General features: G+C 49.4%; 21 protein-coding genes. 13 read left to right on the top strand and 8 right to left on the bottom strand.

Annotated elements, in window-relative coordinates; genetic code table 11:
• Nucleotides 1–17: 17 nt before the first annotated feature.
• A complete protein-coding gene (locus tag KIS29_03985) occupies nt 18–2,333 on the bottom strand; it encodes a DNA topoisomerase I (protein ID MBX8639481.1) in 2,316 nt (771 codons plus the stop codon).
• A 470-nt stretch (nt 2,334–2,803) separates the two neighbouring features.
• Here KIS29_03985 and KIS29_03980 point away from each other — a divergent pair, with 470 nt between their 5' ends.
• From KIS29_03980 to KIS29_03965, 4 genes are read left to right on the top strand one after another with little or no spacing between them, the layout of a single operon-like run.
• Complete coding sequence (locus KIS29_03980; GenBank protein ID MBX8639480.1) at nt 2,804–3,043, top strand: sulfurtransferase TusA family protein; 240 nt, start codon at nt 2,804–2,806, stop codon at nt 3,041–3,043.
• A complete protein-coding gene (locus KIS29_03975) occupies nt 3,044–4,198 on the top strand; it encodes an NAD(P)/FAD-dependent oxidoreductase (protein ID MBX8639479.1) in 1,155 nt (384 codons plus the stop codon).
• Between the two features lie 16 nt (nt 4,199–4,214).
• The gene (locus KIS29_03970) at nt 4,215–4,598 is read left to right on the top strand and encodes a DsrE family protein (protein ID MBX8639478.1); all 384 of its coding nucleotides are present in this window, start codon (nt 4,215–4,217) and stop codon (nt 4,596–4,598) included.
• A 5-nt stretch (nt 4,599–4,603) separates the two neighbouring features.
• On the top strand, nt 4,604–5,515 hold the full coding sequence (locus KIS29_03965) for a DUF1641 domain-containing protein (protein MBX8639477.1): 912 nt from the start codon (nt 4,604–4,606) through the stop codon (nt 5,513–5,515).
• A gap of 28 nt (nt 5,516–5,543) precedes the next feature.
• Here the strand turns inward: KIS29_03965 and KIS29_03960 are convergent, their stop codons facing one another.
• The gene (locus KIS29_03960) at nt 5,544–6,491 is read right to left on the bottom strand and encodes a D-glycerate dehydrogenase (GenBank protein MBX8639476.1); all 948 of its coding nucleotides are present in this window, start codon (nt 6,489–6,491) and stop codon (nt 5,544–5,546) included.
• A 223-nt stretch (nt 6,492–6,714) separates the two neighbouring features.
• Here KIS29_03960 and KIS29_03955 point away from each other — a divergent pair, with 223 nt between their 5' ends.
• Nucleotides 6,715–7,299, top strand: coding sequence for a hypothetical protein (locus KIS29_03955; protein MBX8639475.1), 585 nt, complete (start codon nt 6,715–6,717; stop codon nt 7,297–7,299).
• A gap of 65 nt (nt 7,300–7,364) precedes the next feature.
• Here the strand turns inward: KIS29_03955 and KIS29_03950 are convergent, their stop codons facing one another.
• Nucleotides 7,365–8,549, bottom strand: coding sequence for an acetyl-CoA C-acetyltransferase (locus KIS29_03950; GenBank protein ID MBX8639474.1), 1,185 nt, complete (start codon nt 8,547–8,549; stop codon nt 7,365–7,367).
• A 228-nt stretch (nt 8,550–8,777) separates the two neighbouring features.
• On the opposite strand from KIS29_03950, the gene KIS29_03945 reads away from it, so the two are divergent.
• Nucleotides 8,778–10,460, top strand: a complete 1,683-nt coding sequence (locus tag KIS29_03945; GenBank protein MBX8639473.1) for a hypothetical protein — start codon at nt 8,778–8,780, stop codon at nt 10,458–10,460.
• 38 nt (nt 10,461–10,498) lie between these two features.
• On the opposite strand, the gene KIS29_03940 is transcribed toward KIS29_03945, so the two are convergent.
• Nucleotides 10,499–11,608, bottom strand: a complete 1,110-nt coding sequence (locus tag KIS29_03940; GenBank protein MBX8639472.1) for a DNA methyltransferase — start codon at nt 11,606–11,608, stop codon at nt 10,499–10,501.
• 81 nt (nt 11,609–11,689) lie between these two features.
• Nucleotides 11,690–13,672: an MFS transporter gene (locus KIS29_03935; protein MBX8639471.1), complete on the bottom strand. Its 1,983-nt coding sequence runs from the start codon at nt 13,670–13,672 to the stop codon at nt 11,690–11,692.
• Between the two features lie 180 nt (nt 13,673–13,852).
• Between KIS29_03935 and KIS29_03930 the strand changes: the two genes are divergently transcribed.
• The 5 genes from KIS29_03930 (at nt 13,853) to KIS29_03910 (ending at nt 18,280) form a co-directional block, all read left to right on the top strand.
• On the top strand, nt 13,853–14,851 hold the full coding sequence (locus tag KIS29_03930) for a phosphate uptake regulator PhoU (protein ID MBX8639470.1): 999 nt from the start codon (nt 13,853–13,855) through the stop codon (nt 14,849–14,851).
• A 105-nt stretch (nt 14,852–14,956) separates the two neighbouring features.
• Nucleotides 14,957–15,649 carry a bifunctional precorrin-2 dehydrogenase/sirohydrochlorin ferrochelatase gene (locus KIS29_03925; protein MBX8639469.1) on the top strand — a complete coding sequence of 231 codons (693 nt, stop codon included), beginning with the start codon at nt 14,957–14,959 and terminating at the stop codon, nt 15,647–15,649.
• Nucleotides 15,650–15,674: 25 nt separating this feature from the next.
• On the top strand, nt 15,675–16,643 hold the full coding sequence (locus tag KIS29_03920) for an Lrp/AsnC family transcriptional regulator (protein ID MBX8639468.1): 969 nt from the start codon (nt 15,675–15,677) through the stop codon (nt 16,641–16,643).
• Between the two features lie 5 nt (nt 16,644–16,648).
• Nucleotides 16,649–17,329, top strand: coding sequence for a chlorite dismutase family protein (locus KIS29_03915; GenBank protein ID MBX8639467.1), 681 nt, complete (start codon nt 16,649–16,651; stop codon nt 17,327–17,329).
• Nucleotides 17,330–17,437: 108 nt separating this feature from the next.
• Entirely contained in the window at nt 17,438–18,280 is an 843-nt protein-coding gene (locus KIS29_03910; protein MBX8639466.1) for an isoaspartyl peptidase/L-asparaginase, read from the top strand.
• 10 nt (nt 18,281–18,290) lie between these two features.
• Here KIS29_03910 and KIS29_03905 read toward each other — a convergent pair whose 3' ends face one another.
• The 3 genes from KIS29_03905 to KIS29_03895 all read right to left on the bottom strand — a co-directional run bounded on the left by KIS29_03905 (nt 18,291) and on the right by KIS29_03895 (nt 21,115).
• Entirely contained in the window at nt 18,291–18,587 is a 297-nt protein-coding gene (locus KIS29_03905) for a hypothetical protein (GenBank protein ID MBX8639465.1), read from the bottom strand.
• Between the two features lie 110 nt (nt 18,588–18,697).
• The gene (locus KIS29_03900; protein MBX8639464.1) at nt 18,698–19,462 is read right to left on the bottom strand and encodes an oxidoreductase; all 765 of its coding nucleotides are present in this window, start codon (nt 19,460–19,462) and stop codon (nt 18,698–18,700) included.
• 234 nt (nt 19,463–19,696) lie between these two features.
• A complete protein-coding gene (locus KIS29_03895; GenBank protein ID MBX8639463.1) occupies nt 19,697–21,115 on the bottom strand; it encodes an aspartate ammonia-lyase in 1,419 nt (472 codons plus the stop codon).
• Between the two features lie 371 nt (nt 21,116–21,486).
• Between KIS29_03895 and KIS29_03890 the strand changes: the two genes are divergently transcribed.
• Nucleotides 21,487–22,002, top strand: coding sequence for a nitroreductase family protein (locus KIS29_03890; GenBank protein ID MBX8639462.1), 516 nt, complete (start codon nt 21,487–21,489; stop codon nt 22,000–22,002).
• A 45-nt stretch (nt 22,003–22,047) separates the two neighbouring features.
• Nucleotides 22,048–24,918, top strand: coding sequence for a leucine--tRNA ligase (gene leuS / locus KIS29_03885; protein MBX8639461.1), 2,871 nt, complete (start codon nt 22,048–22,050; stop codon nt 24,916–24,918).
• Nucleotides 24,919–25,015 lie beyond the last annotated feature (97 nt).

Here is a 25,015-nt window from a genome sequence, read left to right as displayed (position 1 = left end):
CCATGGGCACCGGGATGCTACTTGCGTGATCTTGATTGACGTGACTTTGACGCACATGACATATTTGCGCAGGTGCTCCACTTCCCCTTCCCCTGATAGTTTATCTCGATGACTGGTGCGCCGCAGACATCGCAACTCTTGCCGGAAAACGATACAATCCCTGACTGCGGAAGCGGATAGGTCGTATTGCATTCCGGATAACCGGAGCAACCTATGAATCTCTTCCCTTTCTGTGATCGGACAATGCGCAGCTCCCTGCCGCATTTAGGACATTTGCCAACCGAACCAGTTAGCCTGTTGGACTCGCAGGAAGGATCGATGCAGACCTCAATCGGCCTGCTTCCGCGTGAAATCAGTTTTATTTTGGGAAGCGAACAGACTTCACATTCGCTTTCCGACGGTTTTATCAGATATCCTGAAGGCAGGGGATACGTCACCGCACACTCGGGATAATTTGAGCAGCCGGCAAAACGGTTTCTGCCGCTCTCAATAATTCTCAGATCGCCGCCGCACGCCCTGCATTTTCCGATCTTCTTCTGTTCAAGTATTGCATCCTTGATCAGTTTGCCAATTTCCTCCCTGTTGGCATTGATCTCATCCACAACGGTACCGAGCATGGCCCTGGATTCGGACACAACCTCCTCCATTTCTTTACTGCCATCGGCGATTTTATCCACGTCGGCTTCCAGACTTGCGGTCATTTTGCTGTCACAAATCTCAGGCGCCCTTTTCTCAAGAGCAAGCGTCACGGAAAGGCCGGTAAGTGTCGGCTTTATGCTCTCTCCCTGCACATACTTCCTGTCGTAGAGTTTCTGAATTATCTCATGCCTTGTGCTCTTCGTTCCGAGACCGAGTTTCTCCATCTCCTTTATCAAATTTCCCTGATTATAACGTGAAGGGGGCCTGGTTTTGTCCTCAAGGAGATGCACACCATTGACCTCCACCCTTTCACCTGTCTTTAGTTCAGGTATTTTCGTTTCGTAAAATTTGTAATAAGGATAATAGTGTCTCCACCCCTCATAAACCATCTCCTTTCCGTCAGCGAGAAACAGTTCGCCCCCGATATTGAGTCTGGCCCTGCTGTTCTTCACTACAGATTTGGGAGCAACGGAAGCCATAAATCTTCTTACAATCAGCTCGTAGATTCCCCACTCCTTCTTCGACAGCTTTTTCCTTGTTGCAGCTTCCACAGGATAAATCGGCGGATGGTCTGTTGTCTCGACCTTGCCTCTTGTTGGAACGATCTTCTCCTGCGACAGAAGCGCCAGCGCATCCTCTGCAAATTCGGATTGCCTGAATTTCTCGAGTATTCCTTTAAGATAGAGGGAACGCGGATAGACGGTATTGTCTGTACGGGGGTATGAAATAAGGCCGTCTGAATAGAGCCTTTCGGCAATATCCATTGCTTCGGCGCCCGAGTAGCCGAGCCTGGTGGCGTCCACCAGGAACAATGTGGTTGAGAACGGTGTTGGACCGTATTCCTCCTTTTCCTCTGCGGAGTATCCCTCAACGGCCGCGGTTTTTTCACCGCCTATCCTGGAGAATATTTCGCTTGCTTTTTCTTTTTCCCAAAACGGGTTCTGCTCATGCGCTGCAGTGAATTCAGTCCCTTTTTTGCAATCTGCGACAAGTGTGTAATAGCTTTTTGGCACGAAACTTTCTATTTCCCTTTCTCTTCTCGCTATCAGTGCCAGTGTAGGACTCTGGACACGCCCAACTGAGAGGAAGTTCTTTCCAACCTGGTTTGCAGCAAGGGAAAGCAGGCGTGTAAGCGTGGCCCCCCATGCAAGGTCTATCAGCTGTCTGCACTCGGCAGATTTTGCAAGTTTTATATCCAGGCGGTGCAACTCATCAAATGCCTTCAGCACCTCAGAGCGACTGAGACTGCTAAAACGAGCTCTCCTGATTTTCAGATCACTTAGAACAGACTCTGAGACCTTTCCTGTAGGCGGATTTTCTCCCCTGATCAGCTCGATAGCTTCCAAACCGATAAGTTCTCCCTCCCTGTCGAAATCGGTTGCCACGATTATCCAGTCAGCGTTTTCCGCCTCAGATACCAGGGCATCAACCATCTTCTTGTAAAGTACCCGCTTTTCAGGAGTTGCATATATCAGCTCCTTCGGATCTGTAGTTTCCCAGCTGTTAAGTTTGTCGGGATAATCTAATTCGACAATATGGCCCCTCAAGCCAACGATTGTGTAATTATCGCCATTCCTTGTAAAACGGAAAATAGGAATTCCCGGGGACCTTTCCCTCTGGAATTTGCCTTCCGAAAGGACTATTGCCAGGCGGAGGGCAACACTGTTTTTCTCACTGATTATCAGATTATTCATTTGCGTTACGCTTTAAATTCCGGTAACTACTTAAAACTGTAACATAGCATTTTTCTGATTGAAATATGCATTTTGCGCAGTCAGTGAATCTGTAACCTACAGATTCACTGGATACGGGATGAAACAATAACAGTGTGACAAATAATATTAGGGATGGAAGTGTGCAATACTGAGCAACAGGGACGCATCCCCGTAGCAGCTCGTTAAAGTTGCAATCTGAGGATTGACAGTGCCGCACTCTATCACATCTCACACATCTGACATGAACAGTCATATGCAAACATGAAAGTGTCATACAGGCCTCCGCTCAAATTCCTGGTTTTATTTGGCAGCCGCATAATCCGCAGATGCCACTGTTCGTTAACCGCGGGGAGAGAGCTAAGCGGCCCATGTCCGACACAGAAATTTCAGATAAGTATTAAATTTGTGGAATTTCATAATGTCTTCCATAAATTTCGGGAGATCTTGCTATGGAGGGGATGAAGTTGTATAAGTCGATAGATGCCACGTCATCCAGCTGTACTGGTCCTATTGGGGAATTATCCGGTGCAATGAACGACGCATATGCCGGGGAAGGGGTGGAGATAATTGTTTCTGATGAGGCAACAAGAAACGACGTACTCGCTTGGACGGCAAAGACTGGAAATAAGGTGGTTGTCGACAGATCTGAGGACGGAAAATACAGGATGGTCATACAGAAGGTGAAATGAATGAAAAATATACTGATTGCAGGTGGAGGGATAGGGGGGACTATTGTTGCCAACAGAATCGCTCAAAAGCTTTCGAATGAAATTGACAGCGGCAATGTAAACGTGACAGTGCTCGATAAAAGCGAGAAACACTTTTACCAGCCCGGTTTTCTTCTGGTAGCAATGGGTGCAATGCAGCCTCAGGAAACTTATGTTATGGAACGCTCCGTGCTTGACAGGAGGGTCAGATTCATAACCGGAGACAAGGGACTCATAACAAAAATTGATGCGGATAACAGCGAAGTGAGCACTTCCGACGGTGTGAAACACAAATACGACCATCTTGTCCTGTCTACCGGATCTCACATACAGCCTGGCGAGATTCCGGGTTTCAGCGAAGGTGCCGACACATTCTTTGACCTTTCAAAGGCACAGGAAATGTGGAAGAAGGTCCGGTCATTTAAAGAGGGAAGAGTGGTCGTGGACACATCCCTGCTTCCGCATAAATGTCCTGTCGCGCCGCTTGAAATAACGCTGATGCTGGACGATTACTTCAGGAAGAATGGAATAAGGGACAAGATCAGCATAGATTATTGCTATCCGGTCGCCGGCGTTTTCGGCATACCCAATGTGAACAGAATGATGCTGCACATTTTCGAGGAGCGCAACATAAATGTTCACAGCCAGTTCACTCTTGCTTCCGTTGACCAGCATGCAAAAAAGATGACTTCCAAAGAAGGCGAAACGCTCAACTACGACCTTCTTGTCAGCATACCGCCACATAAGGGAGCGCAGGTGATTGGCGACTCCGGTCTTGGTGACAGAAGGAACTGGGTCGCAACAGATAAATTCACACTCCAGGTTAAGGGGCGCGACAACATCTACGCCATGGGAGACACCACCGACATAGCCATTTCAAAGGCAGGCTCTACCGCAGACTACGAATCATACGTTGTGAGCCACAATGTTGCAGCAGATGTTACCGGAACAGACAGCAAGAAGAACTATCCCGGTACTGTCTTCTGCTTCATTGCAACTGGAATGGATCAGGCCACCTACATACGCTTTGACTACAACCATCCGCCAAACCCCCCTATGCCCTCACAGATATACTGGTGGGGCAAGCTGGCATACAACAAAATGTACTGGAGCTTGCACGCTCGAACGCTGATTTGAGTCTGGTGATGCGCGCTTGAAGATAGCGGTTGTTCTCGGCTCAAACAGCCTGGAAAAGGTAGAATTTGCAGCGATGACGGCATTCCTTGCATCGAGCATGGGTGATGAGACTGAAATTTTTGCTACCATGGACGGTGTTCAGGCATTCAGGAAAGTGCCGTTGATAAGTTCATCAGGAGATTCGTCGCGTGCCATAAAAGAAAACGAAAACGGGGGTAGGTATGGCGAATATCTTGCGAAAGCAAAGGCAACCGGCAGGGTGAAGGTGATCGCCTGCAGCATGGCGTCCAAACTCTTCAACCTCAGGAAGGAGGACTATACAGACGTAGTTGACAGCATAGGCGGTCTTACAAGCTTTCTGGCGCAGAATGAAGGCAGCAAAATAATGAGCATATGGTGATAGATTTGAGCGAAAATGGAGCCGTAAAGGAGCGTGGATTTGTACTCGACACTGCGGAAGAAAAGCTACTGCACGATTTCATAACAGATCTGCCGAAGTTCAACAGTGTTATGACCGAATTCAAGAAGCTTGTGGATGAGGGCCAGCTGGAAGCGCTATCGCATGTACTGGCTGCTGTCAGGGGAATGCGGGAAGGACTGAACGACGAAGCTGTAGAGTCTGTCTCCAGAACAGCTTCCCGTTTGCTTGAGCTGGCCTCCGCCCTTTCAACAGACGATACGCTGAAACTTGCTGATACCCTCCGCCGGGACAGCAGCGAACTTGCGGAAACCATCGACCTTCTGGGCAGGATGCAGAGGGAAGGAGTCCTGGAGAATCTCGCAAGTGCAGGGTATGTGCTCAGAGCCGTCAGGGAGGGACTGAACGACGATGCGATAGAGAATTTGTTCGGCAACCTGACCGAAGTTATGTCCTTCTGGAAGCAATATTCCTCGCTCCTTACCGGCGAAGAGATAACGTCGGCACTTTCCAAACTGGCAAGAATAGAACGCGAGGGTGTATTGGATACATTGATCGACGGTGCTTACGTACTGAAGTCGTTTCGTGACGGCATGAACGACGAATCTGCCGCCAACCTATCCGAGCTGTTTTCAGAGGTTCTTGCACACTGGAGAGACGTCCAGGCGCTGCTGAATGCGGCATCATCGCCTGTTTTGAGGAGGATGCTGGCAGTGCTTTCATCAGACTCGCTGATTAAACAGCTTGAAAACGCACCGGCAAAGAAGGGAGGACTTTCGCTTCTGTCTCCCTCTGATCCGGACATAAGAAAAGGACTTGGTGTCATTTTTGAACTCCTGAGGGTAATCGGGGAAGAATTCAGCAGGGACGGTGACGGGACCGCGCGAAAAAAGAATTAATTTCTTTTCCCTGTCGGCCGATCGCCGTTCATTTTACAGCATGTGCGGGCGGAGAGCCGTTCAGGACCGCAAGCAAATCACGGACAAGCACTTCTGTCATTTTGAACCGCGTTTCAAACGTGGCGCTGCCGAGGTGTGGCGTGAGCACTACATTTTTCAGATTTCCAAAGGCAATGCCTGATCCGAGCGGTTCCCTTGAAAATACATCAAGTGCAGCTCCGCCTATTCTGCCCTCCTTCAGTACTTTAAAAAGTGCGGTCTCGTCAATTACTCCCCCTCTGGAAGCATTTATCAGGAAGCCTCCGGCTTTCATCATCATAAGCCTCTCCTCATTCATAAGATGAAACGTTTCGCTGTTGAGGCTGACTGTCAGAACTACAAAATCGGACATTTGGATGAGCGTGTTCAGGCTGACGTATCTTCCTTCGAAGCCGGGTTTCGGGCTCCTGCTGTTGTAGAGAACGTTCATGTCGAAACCTGATGCCCTTCTGGCAACGGCCCTTCCTATTCGCCCTCCCCCCAGTATGCCAATCGTCTTTCCATTCACATCATGGCCGAGCATGAAATCAGGTCGCCAGGGTTCTGTCCACATTCCACTCCTGATGAAGGCATCCCCTTCTGCAATTCTCCTGCTGACGGCAAGCAGGAGACCGAATATAAGGTCGGCCGTTGCACCTGTCAGGACATCGGGCGTATAGGTCACACATATCCCGCGTTCCCTCGCATGCCTGACATCTATGTGGTCATATCCCACGCTGTAGGTACTTATGACTTTCAGCTTGCGGCTTGCATCAATCAGTTCTCTGTCCACCCTGCTGGACAGCGTGACAATGAGACCCTCTTTGTCGCCCATGTTTGCCTTCAGCCATGAGCTGTCCGGGACTCCTTCATTCGGCCATAACTGCAAATCCACGCTGTCTCTGAGTAATTCGAAATACTTGCCCGGGAGTACACAGGTCGATAGCACTTTTGGCATAACCGAACAATCAGCCGCATTAAGATAAAACATTTTGCAGATCCTCAATACACTCAGTGTCGCTGACAGACCTTTTGAAAAGTGCAATAGCGCTGACCGGCGAAGCCAGTAAAATTGAAGAGTGCACGGCCTGCCTCATTACAATGATTTTCTATGCAAGCGGGATTAAATAATGCAATCAATCTGAGTATAGGCAGGCATTCCTGACGGAGTTGAGACGGATTTGAAGAAAGAAGAAAAGATGGTTGCCGGTTTCTTCGCCGTGGTGATAGTGGCGATTGCAGTTGTCCTCGCTTTCATACCGTTCGGTACTGCACCTCATTTCGCTTTCCCGAGCGTTCAGAGTGTGAACAGTGCGGCTGGAACAAGCTACAGCAGCCAGAAATTGAATACCACCGTACTTTCAGGAAGCATTACACCTTCCCTGTCAGTTGTAAGGGCGGAGTCAACGAACTATACTTCAGGCAGCAATTACATCAGGATAACAATAGTCCTCTACAATACATCATCAGAAGCGCAAACAGCCTATGATTCGATCAACTCTTCCATAGGTGAACTGCACAGTTTCCTCCCGACAAGCCACTACGTATATTCTGCTTACAAAAGCTACCGTTATGCGTTCATAATTCTTCCGCACAACTCCACAATATCCGGTTTTTCCTCGGTGCTCGGCTTCTCATTTGCGGTCAGCCATCTTGGCCATTACGTCTACATCGTATTTTCCGATTTCGGAGGAATGAATACAGCCAAGTTATCGAATCTGGTGGATCTTCAGACAAACACGATGACCTCAGGGCCTCTGATTTGAGCGTTTGGAAATATCCCGTCGGCTTGTACTGCAGTTGACTGAAGAAAACGGCATTGCATTCCTGATTAAACGCGCTGCAGTACGACAGCATATCCCTGCCCGCCGCCGACACAGACTGCTGCCACACCATAATCGCCTTTTCCTGCCTCAAGCATTCTTGAAAGTGTTCCGGCAAGTCTTGCACCGGTTGCACCCAGGGGATGACCTATCGCGATTGCCCCGCCGTTGACATTCACGGTCCCGCTGTCAATCTTCAGCTCACGGATTGCATTCAGAACAACGACAGAAAACGCCTCATTTATCTCCCAGAGGTCAACGTCCGAAGCCGACAGGGAAGCGCGTTCCAGCGCTTTTCGGATTGCCGGCACAACCATTGCGCCCATAATGGACGGATCACCTGACGCCCATCCTAGAGAAACGAGTTTTGCGAGCGGCTTTATACCCAGCTCATTCATCTTATCCCCTGACATCAGTGTTACCAGCGATGCACCTGCGTTAAGAGGGGAAGAATTGCCCGCAGTAATAAGGCCGTCCTTCATGAATGCAGGCGGAAGAGCCGCCAGCTTTTCAGAAGTTGTATCGGCCCTAATGCTCTGGTCCCTGTCAACAACCATCCTGGAATCCGGGCTGCCGACTTCAATCGGAAGTATTTCACCCTGGAGAAAACCCGATTCGAGCGCTTCTGTCGCGAGCAGGTGACTCCGGAGCGCGTATTCATCCATCTCAGCCCTTCCAATATTCCGTTCCCTTGCAAGTTTCTCGGCGGTGAGACCCATATGATAACCTACATCCATTCTGTATGAAGAGTAGGATGCGTCGTTCAGGAGGGGTTCGCAGAGCCTGTTGGAAAGGCGGGGAACATGTGTCATATGTTCCATCCCGCCGGCGAGTACTATGTCGGCTGCGCCGGTCATAATTTCCATCGCGCCGAATGAAATCGCGTTCAGCGAAGATGAACACGCCCTGTCGACGGCTGCAGAAGGGACCTCAGCCGGCAGGTGTGAGAGGAATACAGGGTGTCTTCCACCGAACGTCCAGTTTTCATCGCGCTGGTAGGCGCACCCAACTATGACATCATTGATTTCAGCAGCGCGGATGGAATTGCTCGAAACAGCATGCATGATTAGCCTTGAAAGGACTTCATCCATCCGAATCGTGTTGAATACATCCCTTTCAGGCTGGCTTGGTCTGGATCTGCTGAAAGCACTCCTTACGTAATGGACAAGATATACATCCTTCAGATACGGCATAACAGGGCCGCCATACCATTATGGGACATAGGATAAAGAAATTGCCTTTTTTCAGACCCGTCTGCAGATACTGCTGCAAGAGCCCATGCCGGCAGCCAGCGGGATAACATAACATTTCCCATTTTACTGTCGGGCATATTGGTCATCGGGCACATATTACTGGCGTATGGAAGACAGCAGAGTCGAATATGCATCGGATTTATAGGAGTTGGCCGATTCACGGGGTAGATGAAAGAGGGAAAATGGTATTTTTATTCAATACTTTCGCTTTATTTTGCCTCATTAATGATAAGGCTCATAATGCCGCTGAGCTTCAATGTGTGGGGACCAGATACCGGTGAAAATTACTACATAGTCAACTATTTTGCAGCAAATGGCAGGATTCCCTTTCCATATACCGGTTTCGGACAGACGTATACAGAGTTCCCCGGTGTTTATGAGCTGCTGGGAGCGCTCTCTGCGGCATCAGGCGTTTCTTCATCGGCGATAAGCGAACTTTCTATGCCCTTCATTTCATCCCTTCTTGTATTTCCGGTTGCAGCTCTCGCTAGAACGCTCACCGGTAGCAGGGGCGGTGCGGTTATGGCTTCGCTCTTCTACTCGGCATCTGTTGTAACTGCGGGCCACACTTCCATACTTTCGTCCGATACGTTCGGTGAACTGCTGCTCATTTTCTTCCTGTACTTCTATCTTACTTCCCCGGGAAGCATTTTCAGGTTTGTCTCTTCCATGCTGATAGCTTTCGCGATGCTGCCTTCGTATCATCTCGGGACTGTATTTATCATACTGTTCCTGATGCTTGCGCTCTTCTATTATTCATTCCTGAGAAGAAGCGCCTCGAGGGAACTGGAAAAGTCGCTATTCTCCTTTGTTTTGATATCGGCTGCCGGATTAGCTTACTGGCTGACAATGGCGCCGCAGTTCGTGACCCTTTTCATTGTCAGGATAATGCCCCTGCCTGCTGCGATCGTCGCGCCGTTCGCCACCGCATTCATAATATGGTTTGCAGGCAGGTACTCGCCTGTTCAGGGTAAGCAGTTACATTTCCATGTAAATTCAGCAAGAATGAGGCTTGAAATAGCAGCTGTTGTGACAGGGACCCTGATTGCGGCGACAATAGTAGCTGTGATTGGTTTTCCATCAATACCGGTCTATCCCAACCCGCTGACAGTGCTCTTCACACCTTCCCTTGCTCTTCCTGTACTGGGCGGTTTCCTTTTCCTCCAGTTTTCTTCCCTTAAAACTGAAAGTGCGATTCTCGGTCTCCTGCTGATCTCTGTCCTGGTCATAATTGTGTTTGGCATGGCGACAGGGATATCATACCTGGTGCCCCTCAGGGTAATCGAGTACCTCTACCTCATTCTTTCTTTCATTGTCGGTTTTGCAGCGATAACCTCTATCGAGGTGCTGCTGAAGCCTGAGCGAAGGGTCTGGGGTGCGGTTGCAGTGGCCGTGATTCTCATACTTTCGACGTCATCCATAACAGCCGCGAGCACGCAGCTTTCATCGCCATCCAAGATCGGCGCAACCCCGTTTCAGGATCTCGATGCTTCCAACTGGGCCGCATGGAACACGCAGAAGAATTCCACATTTGCCTCCGATCACAGGCTAAGCTCGATTATTTTCGGATATGGAAATAGAGAGGCTACCTGGGAATTTGGCGGCTATCCCGTATTTCATTCAGCCGACATTCAGCAGCTCCTCGAACGGCTGAACAGCTCCAGAACGCCTTACGGACCTGCGAGGGTAGGCTACATAATACTGGACAAGGAGATGCTTGCATCGGCAAATTTCTATCCTAACCAGCCAGATAACCCGATACCGCCCTATTTTGAAGCCATGCTGAAGACACAGTATTTTGTTGAAGTGTACACAAACGGATTCGCAACAATTTACGAGTACACACCTTGATGCACGCCCGTCGAGGCAGATGCAATTCCGGGCATGATTCAACCCTTTCTGAAGAGGAAAATGTATTCATGCTTGAATACGTAGAAACCACCGGAAAGCGCCCTGTATCTCCACAGCTCCTTCTGCGATTTTTTTCCCCTCGTCTCATCAAAATTTTTCACTATAACCGATTTTAGCCTGTAACCAGTGCGGAGGATCTCCTCCATCGAACGGAATCCCAGCGGAATCCATTCCCCCCCGGAGTACTTGTCGCCGATTACAAGGGCCATGTATTTTCCACTTTCAAGATACGGATACGTCCTTTCGGCGATCGACCTGATCCCACGTAGAAAATCTTCAACAGATGGGGAATTGGAAAGATCGGCCGGATCCCCGCTGAATTTTATTATGTCCCAATAGGGCGGATGCATAAGTATGAACTGGACAGATGATATGCCCGCATCTTCAAGCACTCTTGAATAATCCAGTTCGATGCTGTTTGCCCTGATTATTTCAGTTCGGACTCCGTATCTGTTTGCTTCCCTGCCAATAGAGTTGGCCGCGGCATGTGCTGCTTCGGCAGAAAGCTCTATGCCTATGCCGTTTCTTCCGAGCCTTCTGCATTCAATGAGCGTTGTGCCGCTTCCTAGAAATGTGTCCAGAACCCATTGCCCCTTCTTTGTAAATCTGTTCAGGAGCTGGTACGGAATCTGTGGTATGAAATTGCCCCAGTAACCCGCGTTGTGCGAGCCGGATCTGTCTCTCCGGTCAAAAATCCACAGGCTGTCCGTTATGATGTCACCGTAGTCTTTCCATCTGTTCATATTCATATCGTTGAGGCCGTTCTCCTTCGTCTCACTCAGTCCCCTCAGCAGCCTGTGCAGGTAGTATTTCGCCCGTCCCAGCGTATAGGCGCCAAGCATCTGTTCGAGTTCTCTGGCAATGGCCGAAACCGTTATTTCCGTGCGTTCAGAACCACTGTCACCGTCTTCGTAAACCGCAACGACGTCCGAACCTCTCAGGGAGATGCGGAGCTGGTTCACGGCCTTTCTGAATTCCGGCAGCCTCTCAATGCGGTCTATCCGCCTGAGCCTGCGGATCAGGGAGGAGGCGCTTACGCTGCTGTCCCTTTTACCGACAGATTTACCGGTATTCGGAATGTTTCGCAAATCAACGCTCCAGGTCAGGAGATGCTGAAAAAGTATAAAAGCTGAATATTAAAGGCAGACAGGACCTTCCATCGCAGGCAATCAGACGCCTCTGTATTTCACAGTCAGATCCCTGAGTATATCGGCAACATCCTCGCATTTGTCCGTTACAGTTTCCAGGTTGTCGTAAATTTCCTTCAGCTTTACGATCTCTATCGCGTCCGTCCCCCTGAAGAGATTTTCGAGTGACACACGGAGTGTTGTGTCCGCTTCGTTTTCATACTTGTTGATTTCGATACAGCTGTTGACTATCCTGTCGAACCGCTTGTCATAAATGTCGTTTATGTGCTGAATTCCTGTGGCAACTTCTCTTGTGCACTGCACAATAGTGCCCATGAATTCCCTTATGCTGTCGTCTGATTTTTCTATGTGATACATTGCGAATCTCGCAACTGTTGCCTCCAGGTAATCCATTATATCGTCCAGCGCCTGCGCAAGCGAAACTATTTCCATTCTGTTTATCGGCGCAATGAATTTTGTATTAAGCCTTACGAAGATCCTGTGAACTATTTCGTCACAGTCATGCTCTATTTCCTTCACTCTCCTGGAAATATCTGCAGTATCGCCCCAGGTTTGCACGAATCTGTTTGTCTCCTCCGAGGCGTAGACGATCTTTTCAGTGAGTTCCGAAGTCAGATCCGAAAATTCCGAATATGTTTTAAGCAGTCTCTCCTCCCCGCTGACTTCTTCGAGACGCCTGTCCTGCCCCTCCGGTATGAATAACAGCGTAAGCGCGACACCCATCACCGATATCACGGCGAGCCATGAAAAGATGCCGCTTAAATGAATATAGCTCAGCATGAACGGGAACAGAAACGCGCTCATTGCTGCGCCCGATTTGCCGGATGCGGCGGCTATGCCGTGGGCAGTACTCCTCACCTGGGTGGGGAACACCTCAACAGGAACGACAAACGTGGTCGTGTTCGGACCCATGTTGATGAAGAAGAATGTTGAACCGTATACGACAAAGAGAGCTGTGACATCCGAAATAATGAACGGTATAAGCACTATTGAAGAATATGCGACTGCCATGAAGAGGAAACCGAGAACCTGCAGTTTTCTTCTTCCCAGATTATCTATGAGATAAACAGCCGCCCAGTAACCCGGGAAAGCAGAGAAAAGGAAAATTGCTGCAGTGATTTCGGTGGAATGCAGGATTGAAATGGAACCTGTGCTGTGTATTATGGTGTTGGTGAATATTCCTGTGCCGTAAAACGCAACGTCCAGGGCGAACCAGCACAGTGAGGTTCCGAGTATAAGCGGTATATACATTGAAAAAATATCGCGTTTTGGTATCCTGATACCGTATCTCCTCTGCTCTTCCTGAGTCAGTGCAGCGCTGTTTGTGACGGCTGCATTCGCATCTCCGGACTGCATTCCTGAAAATGCTGCAAACCGTGGTGTTTCGGATATTTTATTCCTCACATACAGAACTGCAATTGCCGGGACTGCTCCCATTGCAAGCGGTATTCTCCAGGAAAGCGAGAGTGGTGCCTGAAGAAGGAGCGTCAGAACAGTGACCAGTGCTCCCGTGAGCTGGCCGAATCCCTGCATTGCGAAGACGGAGGCAACAAGCTTTCCCCTGTCCTTCCTGTTGGAAAACTCGGACATTATTGTTGCGCTTACAGGGTAATCTGCCCCGATGCCTATGCCGAGAAGAAACCGCCAGAGGATGAGCTGGCTCGGATTAGCCGATGTTGCGGAGCCGATCGCGGCCAATATCAGGATCACAAGGTCGAAACTGTAAACAATCTTGCGGCCAAATCTGTCCGCTATAGGTCCGAAAATCAGCGGTCCTATAATTGCACCGAAAAGCGCTGAACTGGATATGAGTGCGTAGGTGAGAGACTTGTCGGATATGCCGAAATAAACACTTATAATGGGAAGTATCGCGCCTATGACAAACAGATCGTACGCGTCCGTGAAAAAGCCCATTCCCGAGACGATTAGAGTTCTTATGTGAAATTTTCTGATTCCCTGTTCATCCAGAGACGCAAAAGGGCTCTGTGCGGGGCTGTTCCCCAATCAGGACCACCGGCATCTGACAAGCGGGTTGAATGACATATCCGACGACTGCACTGTTTCAGGTTGATTTGCTGACGCTGTCACAGATGCGGAACAGACCGGGTTGATTTATCAATATAGCTTATATATTCTATATAGAGATACATTAAAATATATACTTATTTAGTTACTATAGAGATTATGGAAACAAGAAAAGTGCAGTTCACTGGCAATTCAACTTACACCATATCACTGCCAAAGGAATGGGTAAGGAAAATGGGTGTTAAGACAGGCGATTTTCTTGCGCTTTCAATTGGCGACAGCGGAATACTCAATGTGAGTCCGACAATCATGGAAGCGCGCAGGTCAAGGATCAAGGAATTCATGATAGGCAAGGAGAGCCCCGTACATCTCGAGAGGATGCTGATAGGTGCCTATGTGATGGGTTTCGACACGATAACAGTGAGGGCAAAGGAAAGAATAGATAATTCAATGAAGGAGAGAATAAGGCATTTCACGAGATCTGTTACAGGTGTTGAGATTGTGGAAGAGAGCATAAACAACATAGTCATCAAGGATCTGAGCGATCCGCTTGAACTCTCGCAGGAAAAGGGAGTAAGGCGCCTGCATCTCATTGTGAAGTCCATGCAGGAGGATGCCGTCGGTGCATTCATGAACAGTGATGCTTCTTTAGCGGTGGATGTGATAAACAGAGACTACGATGCTGACCGGCTTTACTGGATTATCATGAAGGTGCACAACATGATGATGAAAAATATGATGCTGTCGGAGAAGCTCAGGATAACTGTCGATGAGAGTAACTCTTTTTTCCAGATTGCCAGATATCTTGAAAGGATTGGAGACCATGCGGTGCAGATTGCCAAATCAGTCGGGGAGCTCAATGAATTTCAGCCTGGCGGCGAAATGAAGGAGAAGTTCGCTAACGCCCACCAGATAGCAATACGGATGCTGGATGGAGCCATGAATGCTTTCTTCAGAAGAAACGTCGAGGAAGCGAACAGGGTCATCGATCAAAGGGAATCGCTCAAGGATTTTCTTTCTGAACTGTCAAGGAAAATACAGAAGGTCAAGGGAGAGGAGGCAATCAATCTTGCACTGATCGAGGAGTCCATCAGGAGGACTGCATATTACTCGACTGATATTTGCGAGGTCTCGATAAACTACTGCATGCTTCCCTGAGCGCTGCCCCGGAACCGAGCGCCACCCGCTGCTATCGGCGCAATAAATGACACAGGCACTTCTGCAGACTACTTATATCGGTTCAGCAAATAGGCAGCCGAGATAATGGAAGAGACACTAAATTCCATTGGGGATGACAACGGCAGTTCCCCGGAACATGCAGGGCATTTTCCGCTTCTGATAAACCTGGCGGAAAGGGATGTCGTAATCGTCGGGGGCGGCGACATAGCGTTTCACAAGGCTGCCCTTCTTTCACCCTATGCAGGGTCCGTCACTGTTTACAGCGACACATTCAGCGATGACTTTGAAAACCTGAATGTAGGCAAAATAAAAGCACATGGAAATGACATTCTGAAGGCAATTGGCAATCCCTTTCTGGTTATATGCGCGACCGACGATCACGAATTCAACAATGTCGTGATGAACTACTGTGCTGAAAAGGGGATATTGTGCAATAACGTCGACGTAACATCATCAGATGTTTATTTCGGTTCTATGATCAAGGGAGGACCGCTTACAATATCCATTTCCACAAACGGAATGTCCCCTACCATGGCAAGATTTACTAAAGAGACAATAATGAATGCACTTAACAGAAGTTTCTGGGAAATGCTTGATTTGCAGACAGCGCTCAGGAGCAGACTTCGCCATTCCATACCCGAAATGTCACGCAGACGGGAGATGCTCTGCTCCATTGTATACGATCCTGAAATATGGATACTGCTGGATCAGGGAAGGAAGGCCGAGGCGGCCGAGCTTGCCGTCAGGAAGGTGAATTCGTTTGATAAGCAGGAGTGATGGCAGACATGAGGATGCCACAGACTTGCTCGACGGTACGGATAGAAAACTGCTGAACGAAATACAGTGGGAATTCCCGCTGGACGAGAAGCCGTTCGCTGCAATCGGAAGGAAGGTCGGCACTGATGAAAGCGACGCAATTTCGCGTGTTTCGAAGCTGAAAGCATCCGGAATAATCAGGCAGATTAACGCAATCTACGACACCAGAAGACTTGGGTATTCCAGCACTCTCGTATCTTTTGCTGTGGGGGATGGGGATGTGGATGCCGTTGCTGAACGCATAAACATGCATCCCGGAGTGAGCCACAATTACAGGAGGGACAGTGAATTCAATCTCTGGTTCACGCTGGCGACGCCTCCCGGAACAGATGTCACGGCCGAGGCGGCCAGGCTTGCAGAGGAGAATGGGATCCGCCGCTGGCATCTCCTTCCTGCGCTGAAACTCTACAAGATTGGCGTTAGACTCAATATGACCGGGGAAGAAATGAAGCAACAGAAAGACAGAAGACAGTGGGAAACGCCATTTTCGGCGGGCGAGGATGACAAGAGGTTCATAAGGGCAACCCAGAAAGATATTCGTATCATTGAGAGGCCGTTCAATCCTGTGGCTGATGAACTGGGCATGAGCGTAAAAGAACTCTTCGGGAAGTTCGACTACTACCAGAGGCTCGGTGTCATGAGGAGATTTGCGGCGATCCTGAGACATCAGAAGGCCGGATTTGTGGCTAACGGGATGGTCTGCTGGAAGGCTGATGAGCAGGATTCTGCAAGGATTGCTGATGTGACGTCCAAAATCAATGAGGTGAGCCATTGTTATATGCGCCCGACTTATGAAGACTGGCCATACAGCACTTTTACGATGATACACGGCAGGGAGAGGAAGGAATGTGAAAAGATTGCTGAGGAAATTTCAAAACAGACTGGAATAGCGGACTATGTCATACTTTACAGCACCAAGGAATACAAAAAGCAGCGAGTGGAATATTTTGTGTGATTTCAATGGGCGAAGACAGCCGGGACGGAAGAACTGAGATACATAACTTTGCCTTCTACAGAATTTCAAGACAGGCAATGGACAGAAGCGGGGTAGAGAGAACGCAGATGAAAGAGGAATTCAGCGGCTACATGGAGAACAGCGGGCTGCTCGTGAACTCCTATTCGCTGGCAGGGCTGCGGCCTGAAACCGACTTCATGCTGCATTTCAGCCATGCGGATGTTCTGGAAATGCAGCGCAGGCTTGCTGCCTCCCGCAAACTGAAACTGTTCAGATATCTGGAGACACCCTACACCTATCTGTGCACAAAACGCTCTTCCGAGTACAGCGCGGACGGCGAATCTGAAGTGCATCTGAAGAGTGGGGAAGGGGAGCTGCTTTTTGTCTACCCCTTCATAAAGACAAGGGAATGGTATCTGCTTTCACCGCAGGAGAGAAGGAGAATAATGCAGGAGCATATCATGGTCGGCAGGAAATATCCCGGTGTGCGCATTAACACAGCTTATTCGTTCGGAATCGGAGATCAGGATTTCTTCCTGTCCTTCGACGGAAACGACCTGTATGCTTTTCAGACACTCGTGATGGAATTGCGAAATACGGAAGCAAGCCGCTACACTGTGAGGGATACGCCTATGTTTGTATGCGTAAGGAGGGATCTGCCTGCCCTGCTGGACGAACTGCTTTGAATCAGCCTGCAGCATCTGTCTGTGAACAGACAGAATACGCATGCCTACGGAGCAAAATAACGGCAAAAGGTTCCAAAAGTTTGAGATAATAAGAACGGATGGTCTGCCGTGAAATATGGGATCGCAGTCCACGGAGGCGCAGGGTCTCCCGCGAGTCTGAGCGACGGACCGGCGCGTGCTGCCGAAACAGGGTTTTCCTTTCTCCGGACAGGCGGAAGCGCTCTCGAGGCGGTTGTGGAGGCAGTCACGGTAATGGAAGACGATGATCGTTTCAATGCAGGAACTGGTTCTGTACTGAGATTTGACGGTGTCGCCTATATGGACGCAGCAGTTATGACATCAGCAGGCAAATGCGGAGCGGTCGCCTCCCTCAGGGAGATCAGGAATCCCATCAGGGTCGCCTGTGAAGTGATGAAGACGCCGCATATTCTGCTTGTTGCCGAAGGTGCCCAGGAATTTGCTGAAAAGAAGGGCTTCGGGAAATACGACAACAGTACGCAAAGGACGAGGGAAAGGCTCAGGACCGGACTTGAGGAATTCAAGTCAGGGAAGAGACCAAAGTGGCCTGAAAACTGGAGATATTACAATGTGGACACAGTAGGGGCGGTTGGGAGAGATGCAGATGGAGAGTTTGCGGCAGCAAACTCAACAGGCGGAACTTTTCCAGCGCTGAAAGGGAGGGTTGGCGATGTGCCTATGATCGGCTGCGGCATTTATGCCGGCAGTGCCGGGGCTGTTGCTGCAACCGGGATAGGTGAGGAAATAATAAGGAAGGTCCTTTCCAAAACGGTCTACGATTTGATTGAGGGTGGAATGCATCCGCAGCAGGCTGTGGAGAAGGGCGTTGCACTCTACGAGCAGGATGTGTCTGTAGGCCTTATCGCAATTTCCGATCAGGGCACAGGAGAGGCTGCCACGTCGGAAATGGCGCACGCGTCAAGAATTTTCTGATTGCATGTCATCAGCTCGAGGTTTTGAGAATCCTCTGTTTTTCGACAAGCCATGCAACCTTCGTGGAGAGCACTATGCCCTCCCCCGATGAAAAATAGCATTTTGAGTCACCTGCGCGCCTGTGCGTTGTTTCGTACCGCGGAACATTCACCCTTATTTCACTCAGGCGCATCGCACCGCACAGCCCGGTGAGAACAGGAACCGATTTCAGGCCATCCGGTGTCCGCCTCTTCAGCTCCTGAGTGAAGACCTGTATAAAAAAAGGGCATTCGTCACATCGTTCCGGCAGCTTGTATTCCGGCAGCATTATCACCTGCAGTTTTACAGCGGGATTACCTGCTGTACCTGTGAACATTAATTCGTATTTAATGCTGATTGAATGTGCGGTTGTCTTGAGGGGCACTGACGAAACTGCATTCAGTCATAACGCTCATAGTAGACATTGTTTGGACTGACCCCCGAGGAAACAGCCAGATCCTTCACCTGGTCGACCATTATCTGCAGGCCGCATATATAGACATCCTTCCTTGCAGGATCCTGCAGGTATTTCTTCAGCGTTTCCTGGACATGCCCCCTGTGACCCTTCCAGGTGTCATCTGCCCTGCTGAGAGTGGGCAGATAATGGAAATTGCTGTACTTGCTCTCAAGTTCCTCGAAATAGGAGCGGTAAATGATGTCTTCCGGGTGCCTTGTTCCGAATATCAGATATATCTGCTCGCCTACGCCCTGCGAAAGCATTGTTTCAGCCATGCTCCTGAATGGTGCGACGCCGGTTCCGGTCGAAACGAAGAATATTTCGGGCGGCAGCGGCTTCCTGATAGTGAATGCACCCATTGGCCCTATTGCATTTATTTTGTCGCCATTCTTCAGATCGCAGAGGTAGTTTGACATAAAGCCGCCCTCAACTCTTTTGATGCAGAGCTCGAAGCCATCCCTGAAGGAGGGAGGGGAGAAGATTGAATAGTCCCTTGCGATCTTCTTGCCGTCTGGTTTGACAGCAGAAATCGAAACAAACTGTCCCGGTTCAAAATCAAACATCTGGCCGTTTGTGGGGTTGAACCTTATCACATTGACTTCGGGGTTTGTTTCCTCATTGAAAGCAACAACGTATTCGCCTCTGGTAACTCTCCGTCTCTGGGTGACCTGGGCCGGAGCCCCTGCCTGAACACTTGCCTCAACCATTCTTATAACCTCGGTTTATCAGCGTTTCAGTAATGAGCAAAAAGCAGGGATTATAAATAGATGATTAAACAACACACAATCAGCGCAACGCAAGCGCATCATTCACAGTCAACATATCGAAACACTGGGAAACATGGCGCGGCATGGCCCATTTTATTCATGGCTTGGCGAATACATGAAAAGCCTCCGTGGATCACGGAGTTGCATCCCGCTGAACGCCGCTTCCGCATTAATTCAATTTGAACGCCTGCCGGGTTTCTTCCCCTTTATCCCCGGCTCGGTCATCGCGTAGAAATCAAGTACGCTGTCTAGTATCTTGCTGTCCAGCCATCCTCTTTCCAGCACGATCTGCCTGATTGCCTTACCTGTCTTCAGCGATTCCTTCACCGCCTCTGCCGCCCTTCCGTATCCGATGTAAGGATTGAGCACCAGAGCAATTCCGGGCGATCTTTCGACCATTTCCCTGCATTTCTGTTCGTTGGCTGCAATTCCGTCTATCAGTTTTTCGCGGAACATACGCAAACCATTCTTCATAATCCTGAGCGAAAAGAGCATATCGAAGGCTATTAGGGGCATCATCACATTCAGCTCAAGCTGTCCGGCCTGGGACGCAAACAGAAGCGACAGATCATTGCCCATGCACTGGAATGCAATCATGTTCATGCATTCAGCAATAACAGGATTGACCTTTCCCGGCATTATTGAAGAGCCGGGCTGAACAGGCGGAACAGTGATTTCCCCAAGGCCTGTCACAGGACCCGAATTCATGAGTCTGATGTCATTTGCAATCTTTGTGATATCAGAAGACAGCGCCTTCACAGCTCCCGATGCTTCAACGAAGTCTGTCATCGACTGCGTAAGCGCCATGAGACTTTTTCCATTCTTCAGCCTGAAACCTGTAATTGAGGTCAGCTCACTCACCACTTTCTTCACGTAAAGCGGATCGGCGTTAACTCCGGTTCCAACGGCAGTTGCACCGATGTTCAGTTCCGACAGGTTTTCCATCACGTGGGCAAGCCTCTTCATATCATAATCAAGCATGTCGGCATATGCCCTGAATTCCTGGCCAAGCCTTACTGGCGCTGCATCCTCCAGATGGGTTCTTCCCGATTTTACAACATTGTCGAACTCTCTCCCCTTTCGGTTCAGCGATTCTATGAGCAGTTTGAGTTCAGCATTCAGCTCAGATATAAGTCTGATGGATGAGATGCGGATTGCTGTCGGAACGGTGTCGTTGGTGGACTGTGACATGTTAACATGGTCATTGGGATGAACCAAGGTATAGTCGCCTCGTCTGCCTCCAAGGAGTTCAATAGCACGGTTTGCTATCACCTCGTTTGCGTTCATATTGTGGGACGTGCCGGCCCCTGCCTGAAAAACATCCACAACAAACTGTTCCCTGAGTCTGCCCTCGAGTATTTCCTGTGCTGCCCTGGCAATCGCCTCCCCTTTCCCGGCATCGAGTTCACCCGTCATCATGTTGGCCCTTGCTGCCGCGAGTTTAACTGCTGCCGTTGCCCAGAGAAATTCATCAAACGGGTGGATTCCGCTAATCTGGAAATTCTGAAGAGCACGCTGGGTCTGGGCTCCATAATATGCATCCGCCGGAACAGCCACTTCGCCAAGAGAATCAATTTCTTTTCTGAATTCCATTTTCGATCACCTGTTAATAAACGACAACGGATCAAAGCGATCATGTGCATATTAGACTTTTGAATGCAGCCGATGCGCTTTAGGGTGCAGATCCAGGCGGATAGGCTGTAGCTCTAACCCTGAAATACCTAAAATCGTGAGGATTCGGAGCGAATTTTTGATTCAATAGCAAAGCCGCGCGCATGCAAAAAATAATATTTAAGTAAGGGTATGAGACAGGCAATAACATGAGCATGATGGGCCTTTTTGCTGATGAGTTCAGCGTGGTAACAGTTTTTTAGAGGAGATGCTGTGACCGATCAATCGTTTTCAGAGGCAGTTGGAACCGCCGACTTTTCAGTGATTGTATGTTAGTCCGGACGAATGATTGAATGGAAGCAAATGAAATTTTCAGGAACAATATAGCGCCGAAGAGATTTTCGCAGACACCTATTGATGAATCAAAACTCAAGCTTCTCAGTGCGGCCATCAGAAGCTGTCCTTCTATGGACAACAGACAGCCATGGAAAATAGTTTTCATTCGTAGCGAGGAGACAAAGAAAAGCATTTCAGCGGCCTGTTCCAACAACAAATCGCTCATCGAGGCGCCGATTGCAATGATTGTCTGCGGGATGCCGGATGATGCATATCCCACACTTGGGGGTTACCTGAACAGCTTTTCTGTAGATGCCGGCATGCTCATCGGGCGCATCACTATTGTGGCCGGCCAGATGGGGATGCATACAGACTGGCAGTTTTCATTCAGGGAGGAAAAGGTGAGAGAGATTATAGGTGCGCCTGAAGAATGCAGAATTGTCTCAATCTCTCCGCTTGGCACCGCGAGCGAGGTAATTTCTGTTCCTCCGGCAAAACAGCTGCACGAACTGGTCAACTACGATCATTATTAACGCAGTTGCGCTTGGACATATTTGGTTGGAAATGGAGGCATCGCTGTGGCATCGGAACGTAAGGAAATTTTCCGCATAGAGGACAAGTGGCGCAGGAAATGGGATGAAACGGGTTTGTATGAATCCGTTCCGGACGGCAGAAAAAAATTCTTTGCAACTTATCCTTACAGCTACATGAACGGATTGCCGCATATCGGACATGCCTTCACTGCGCTGCGGGTAGACTTCCAGTGCAGATACAGGAGGATGCTGAACTACAATGTACTGTTCCCTTTCGCATTCCACTGCACGGGAGTGCCCATAGTCGCAGCGGCCAAGAGAATAAGCGAAGCAGAGCCCAGACAGATAGACATGATGAAATCGATGGGCATACCTGATGGCGAAATACCGCATTTCGCCGATCCTGTATACTGGACAAGGTATTTTCCTGAAAGATGGGAAAAGAGCATGCGGAAACTGGGGATGTCGATAGACTGGAGAAGGAAGTTCATCACCACACCGCTGAATAAGAGCTATGATTCATTTGTGAGATGGCAATTCACGCTGCTGAGAGAGAAAAATTATGTAAGGATAGGCTCGCATCCTGTAATCTGGTGCCCCAAGGACAATATACCTGTGGGCGACCACGACAGACTACGGGGTGAGGGGGAAACGCCCACTGAATACACGCTGCTGAAATTCAGAACTCATGCTGGTGAATTCATCATTACCGCAACACTGAGACCTGAAACCTCATATGGACAGACAAATCTGTGGATCAATCCGGAAGTTACCTATGTTCGCTGCCAGGTCGGCAGTGAAACATGGATTGTTAGCAGGGAGTGTGCAAAAAAGCTCGGTGAGCAGGGCAAGGATGTTGTGGTGAAGGGGAGCGTTCAGGGCAGTTCCTTGACCGGGACGGAGGTGTTCTCCAGCACTATGAACAGATGGATCCCTGTACTGGCGGCCTCATTTGCGAATCCGTCGAAGGGAACCGGCATTGTAACCTCAGTGCCCAGCGACTCGCCTGACGACTACATCGCGCTGCTCGATCTGAAGAAGACTGCACGAAATTCCAGAATGAATGAGGCAGAAAGTGAAACGGTACTGAAAATTAAGCCGATAGAGATCATTGATACGCCGGGCTACGGAACTCTGCCCGCAAAGAAGGTCATTGAAAGGATGCACATTCAAAGCCAGAATGAGAAGGAAAAACTGGACGCGGCAAGGGAGGAAGTATACAGGGAAGGCTACTACAACGGCACAATGCTCCAGACATGCGGACCATACGCCGGCATGAAGGTTGATGCGGCGAGAGACGCAATAAAGAAAAAAATGATTGAAGAAGGAACTGCAGACATATTCTATGAGCCATCGGGCGAAGTTGTCTGCAGATGTCTTACAGAGTGCATCGTCAAGGTCGTTGATAACCAGTGGTTCCTAGCTTACGGAGATGATGAGTGGAAGCGACTTGCGCATGAAGCGGTTGCAACGATGCGTTTCTTTCCTGCATTCATGCAGAAACAGTTCGACAACGTGATAGACTGGCTGAAGGACTGGGCATGTGTTCACCACACCGGACTCGGAACGGAGCTGCCTTGGGACAGCGGATGGAAAATAGAATCGCTTTCGGACTCCACCATATACATGGCCTATTACACAATAGCTGAATGGATACAGGATGGCAGGAACATTTCAGACAGGATGATCGGGACGGAATTTTTCGACTACGTCTTCCTTGGGAAGGGCAACGCCGCAGCCGCTGCAAAGGCAGGCGGATTCGATGTGAAGTCTGCAGAATCCATGAGAAATGAATTCCTCTACTGGTATCCGCTCGATCTTAGGAATTCTGGCAAGGACCTCGTTGGAAATCACCTTACCTTTTCAATATTCAACCATGTCGCGCTATTCCCTAAAGAGCTATGGCCGAGATCGTACGGCGTCAACGGGTGGATAACAATTAGCGGTTCGAAGATGAGCAAATCCGCAGGAAATGCGCTCGCCCTCGACAGTGCACTGGAAATGTTCGGTGCAGATGTCACGCGTATCACCGAGGCCTATGCAGATGAGGGTTTCAACGATCCCAACTGGGACCAGGATTTTGCAGAATCAGCGGGAAAGAGGCTTTTACAGATGCTCGAGACTGCGCGTTCTCTCGAAGGGCTCAGTGAACAGGACGAAGACTACTTAGACAGATGGATGATATCGACAGTTAACTCACTCTACCTCTCTTACGCCGATGCGATGGACAATATGCTCTACAAGCCGGCTGTCAGGGCAAGCCTGCTTGACATGCAGAATGCATTACGATGGTATACCAGAAGAAAGGAGGGCAGACTTAACAGGAAGACGATGAATCATTTTGTCTCGATGCAGATTCTTATGCTGTCACCCTTTACGCCGCACGTGTGCGAGGAGGCCTGGGAAAACGCAGGCCACGAAGGATCCGTATGCACGCAGCTACTGCCTGACAGGCAGAGCATAAAGGTTGAAGTCGCATCGCTGACAGCTGAAAAATATCTTGAAGGTGTGATGTCCGACGTGCAGGAAATACTCAGGGTGACAGGTATCAGACCAAAGAGCATCAGGCTGATTGTTGCCGAGGATTGGAAGAGGAAACTGCTCGACATGGAATATAGGAACAGCAGGGAGGAAGCTTCAGCCCTCAGGAAAAAAATACAGGGAGCAGACAGAAACGGACTCGAAAAACTGCTCAGGAACATTGCCCGTGAAAGGCAGCAGGGAAGATTACAGGCCACAGCCGAGACGGCACTGGCGGTGGATGAGTTCGATTGCCTGAAGGAAAACAGTGCATTCCTTTCAAGAGAGTTTGGGTGCGATGTCTTGGTGGTCAGGGCGGAAGAACTGCGCGACGACGAGGCTGGCGGAAGAAAGAGCAGCAGTTTCCCCTCTAAACCGGCGATCTTCATTGAGTAAACGGAACCGGATGCTTCCCCGAACAGCCGCTTCGCTGCAGCCATCGCAGCTGAAATCAGGAAATCTTTAAGTAACCATTCAGTTTAGTGAAATTTAG

Source organism: Candidatus Sysuiplasma jiujiangense, assembly GCA_019721075.1.
Lineage (GTDB): Archaea > Thermoplasmatota > Thermoplasmata > Sysuiplasmatales > Sysuiplasmataceae > Sysuiplasma > Sysuiplasma jiujiangense.
Note: the sequence above shows the minus strand (reverse complement) of the source record. Positions and strands in the feature narration are given on the sequence as shown.

Bases quoted from the DNA above. Each gene is read 5' to 3' on its own strand.
- KIS29_03945 (MBX8639473.1), top strand. From the start codon at position 8,778: ATGAAAGAGGGAAAATGGTATTTTTATTCAATACTTTCGCTTTATTTT.
- KIS29_03925 (MBX8639469.1), top strand. From the start codon at position 14,957: ATGGAAGAGACACTAAATTCCATTGGGGATGACAACGGCAGTTCCCCG.
- KIS29_03930 (MBX8639470.1), top strand. From the start codon at position 13,853: ATGGAAACAAGAAAAGTGCAGTTCACTGGCAATTCAACTTACACCATA.
- KIS29_03915 (MBX8639467.1), top strand. From the start codon at position 16,649: ATGGGCGAAGACAGCCGGGACGGAAGAACTGAGATACATAACTTTGCC.
- KIS29_03950 (MBX8639474.1), bottom strand. From the start codon at position 8,549: ATGCCGTATCTGAAGGATGTATATCTTGTCCATTACGTAAGGAGTGCT.
- KIS29_03900 (MBX8639464.1), bottom strand. From the start codon at position 19,462: ATGGTTGAGGCAAGTGTTCAGGCAGGGGCTCCGGCCCAGGTCACCCAG.
- KIS29_03905 (MBX8639465.1), bottom strand. From the start codon at position 18,587: ATGCTGCCGGAATACAAGCTGCCGGAACGATGTGACGAATGCCCTTTT.
- KIS29_03960 (MBX8639476.1), bottom strand. From the start codon at position 6,491: ATGCCAAAAGTGCTATCGACCTGTGTACTCCCGGGCAAGTATTTCGAA.
- KIS29_03890 (MBX8639462.1), top strand. From the start codon at position 21,487: ATGGAAGCAAATGAAATTTTCAGGAACAATATAGCGCCGAAGAGATTT.
- KIS29_03895 (MBX8639463.1), bottom strand. From the start codon at position 21,115: ATGGAATTCAGAAAAGAAATTGATTCTCTTGGCGAAGTGGCTGTTCCG.
- KIS29_03975 (MBX8639479.1), top strand. From the start codon at position 3,044: ATGAAAAATATACTGATTGCAGGTGGAGGGATAGGGGGGACTATTGTT.
- KIS29_03980 (MBX8639480.1), top strand. From the start codon at position 2,804: ATGGAGGGGATGAAGTTGTATAAGTCGATAGATGCCACGTCATCCAGC.
- KIS29_03985 (MBX8639481.1), bottom strand. From the start codon at position 2,333: ATGAATAATCTGATAATCAGTGAGAAAAACAGTGTTGCCCTCCGCCTG.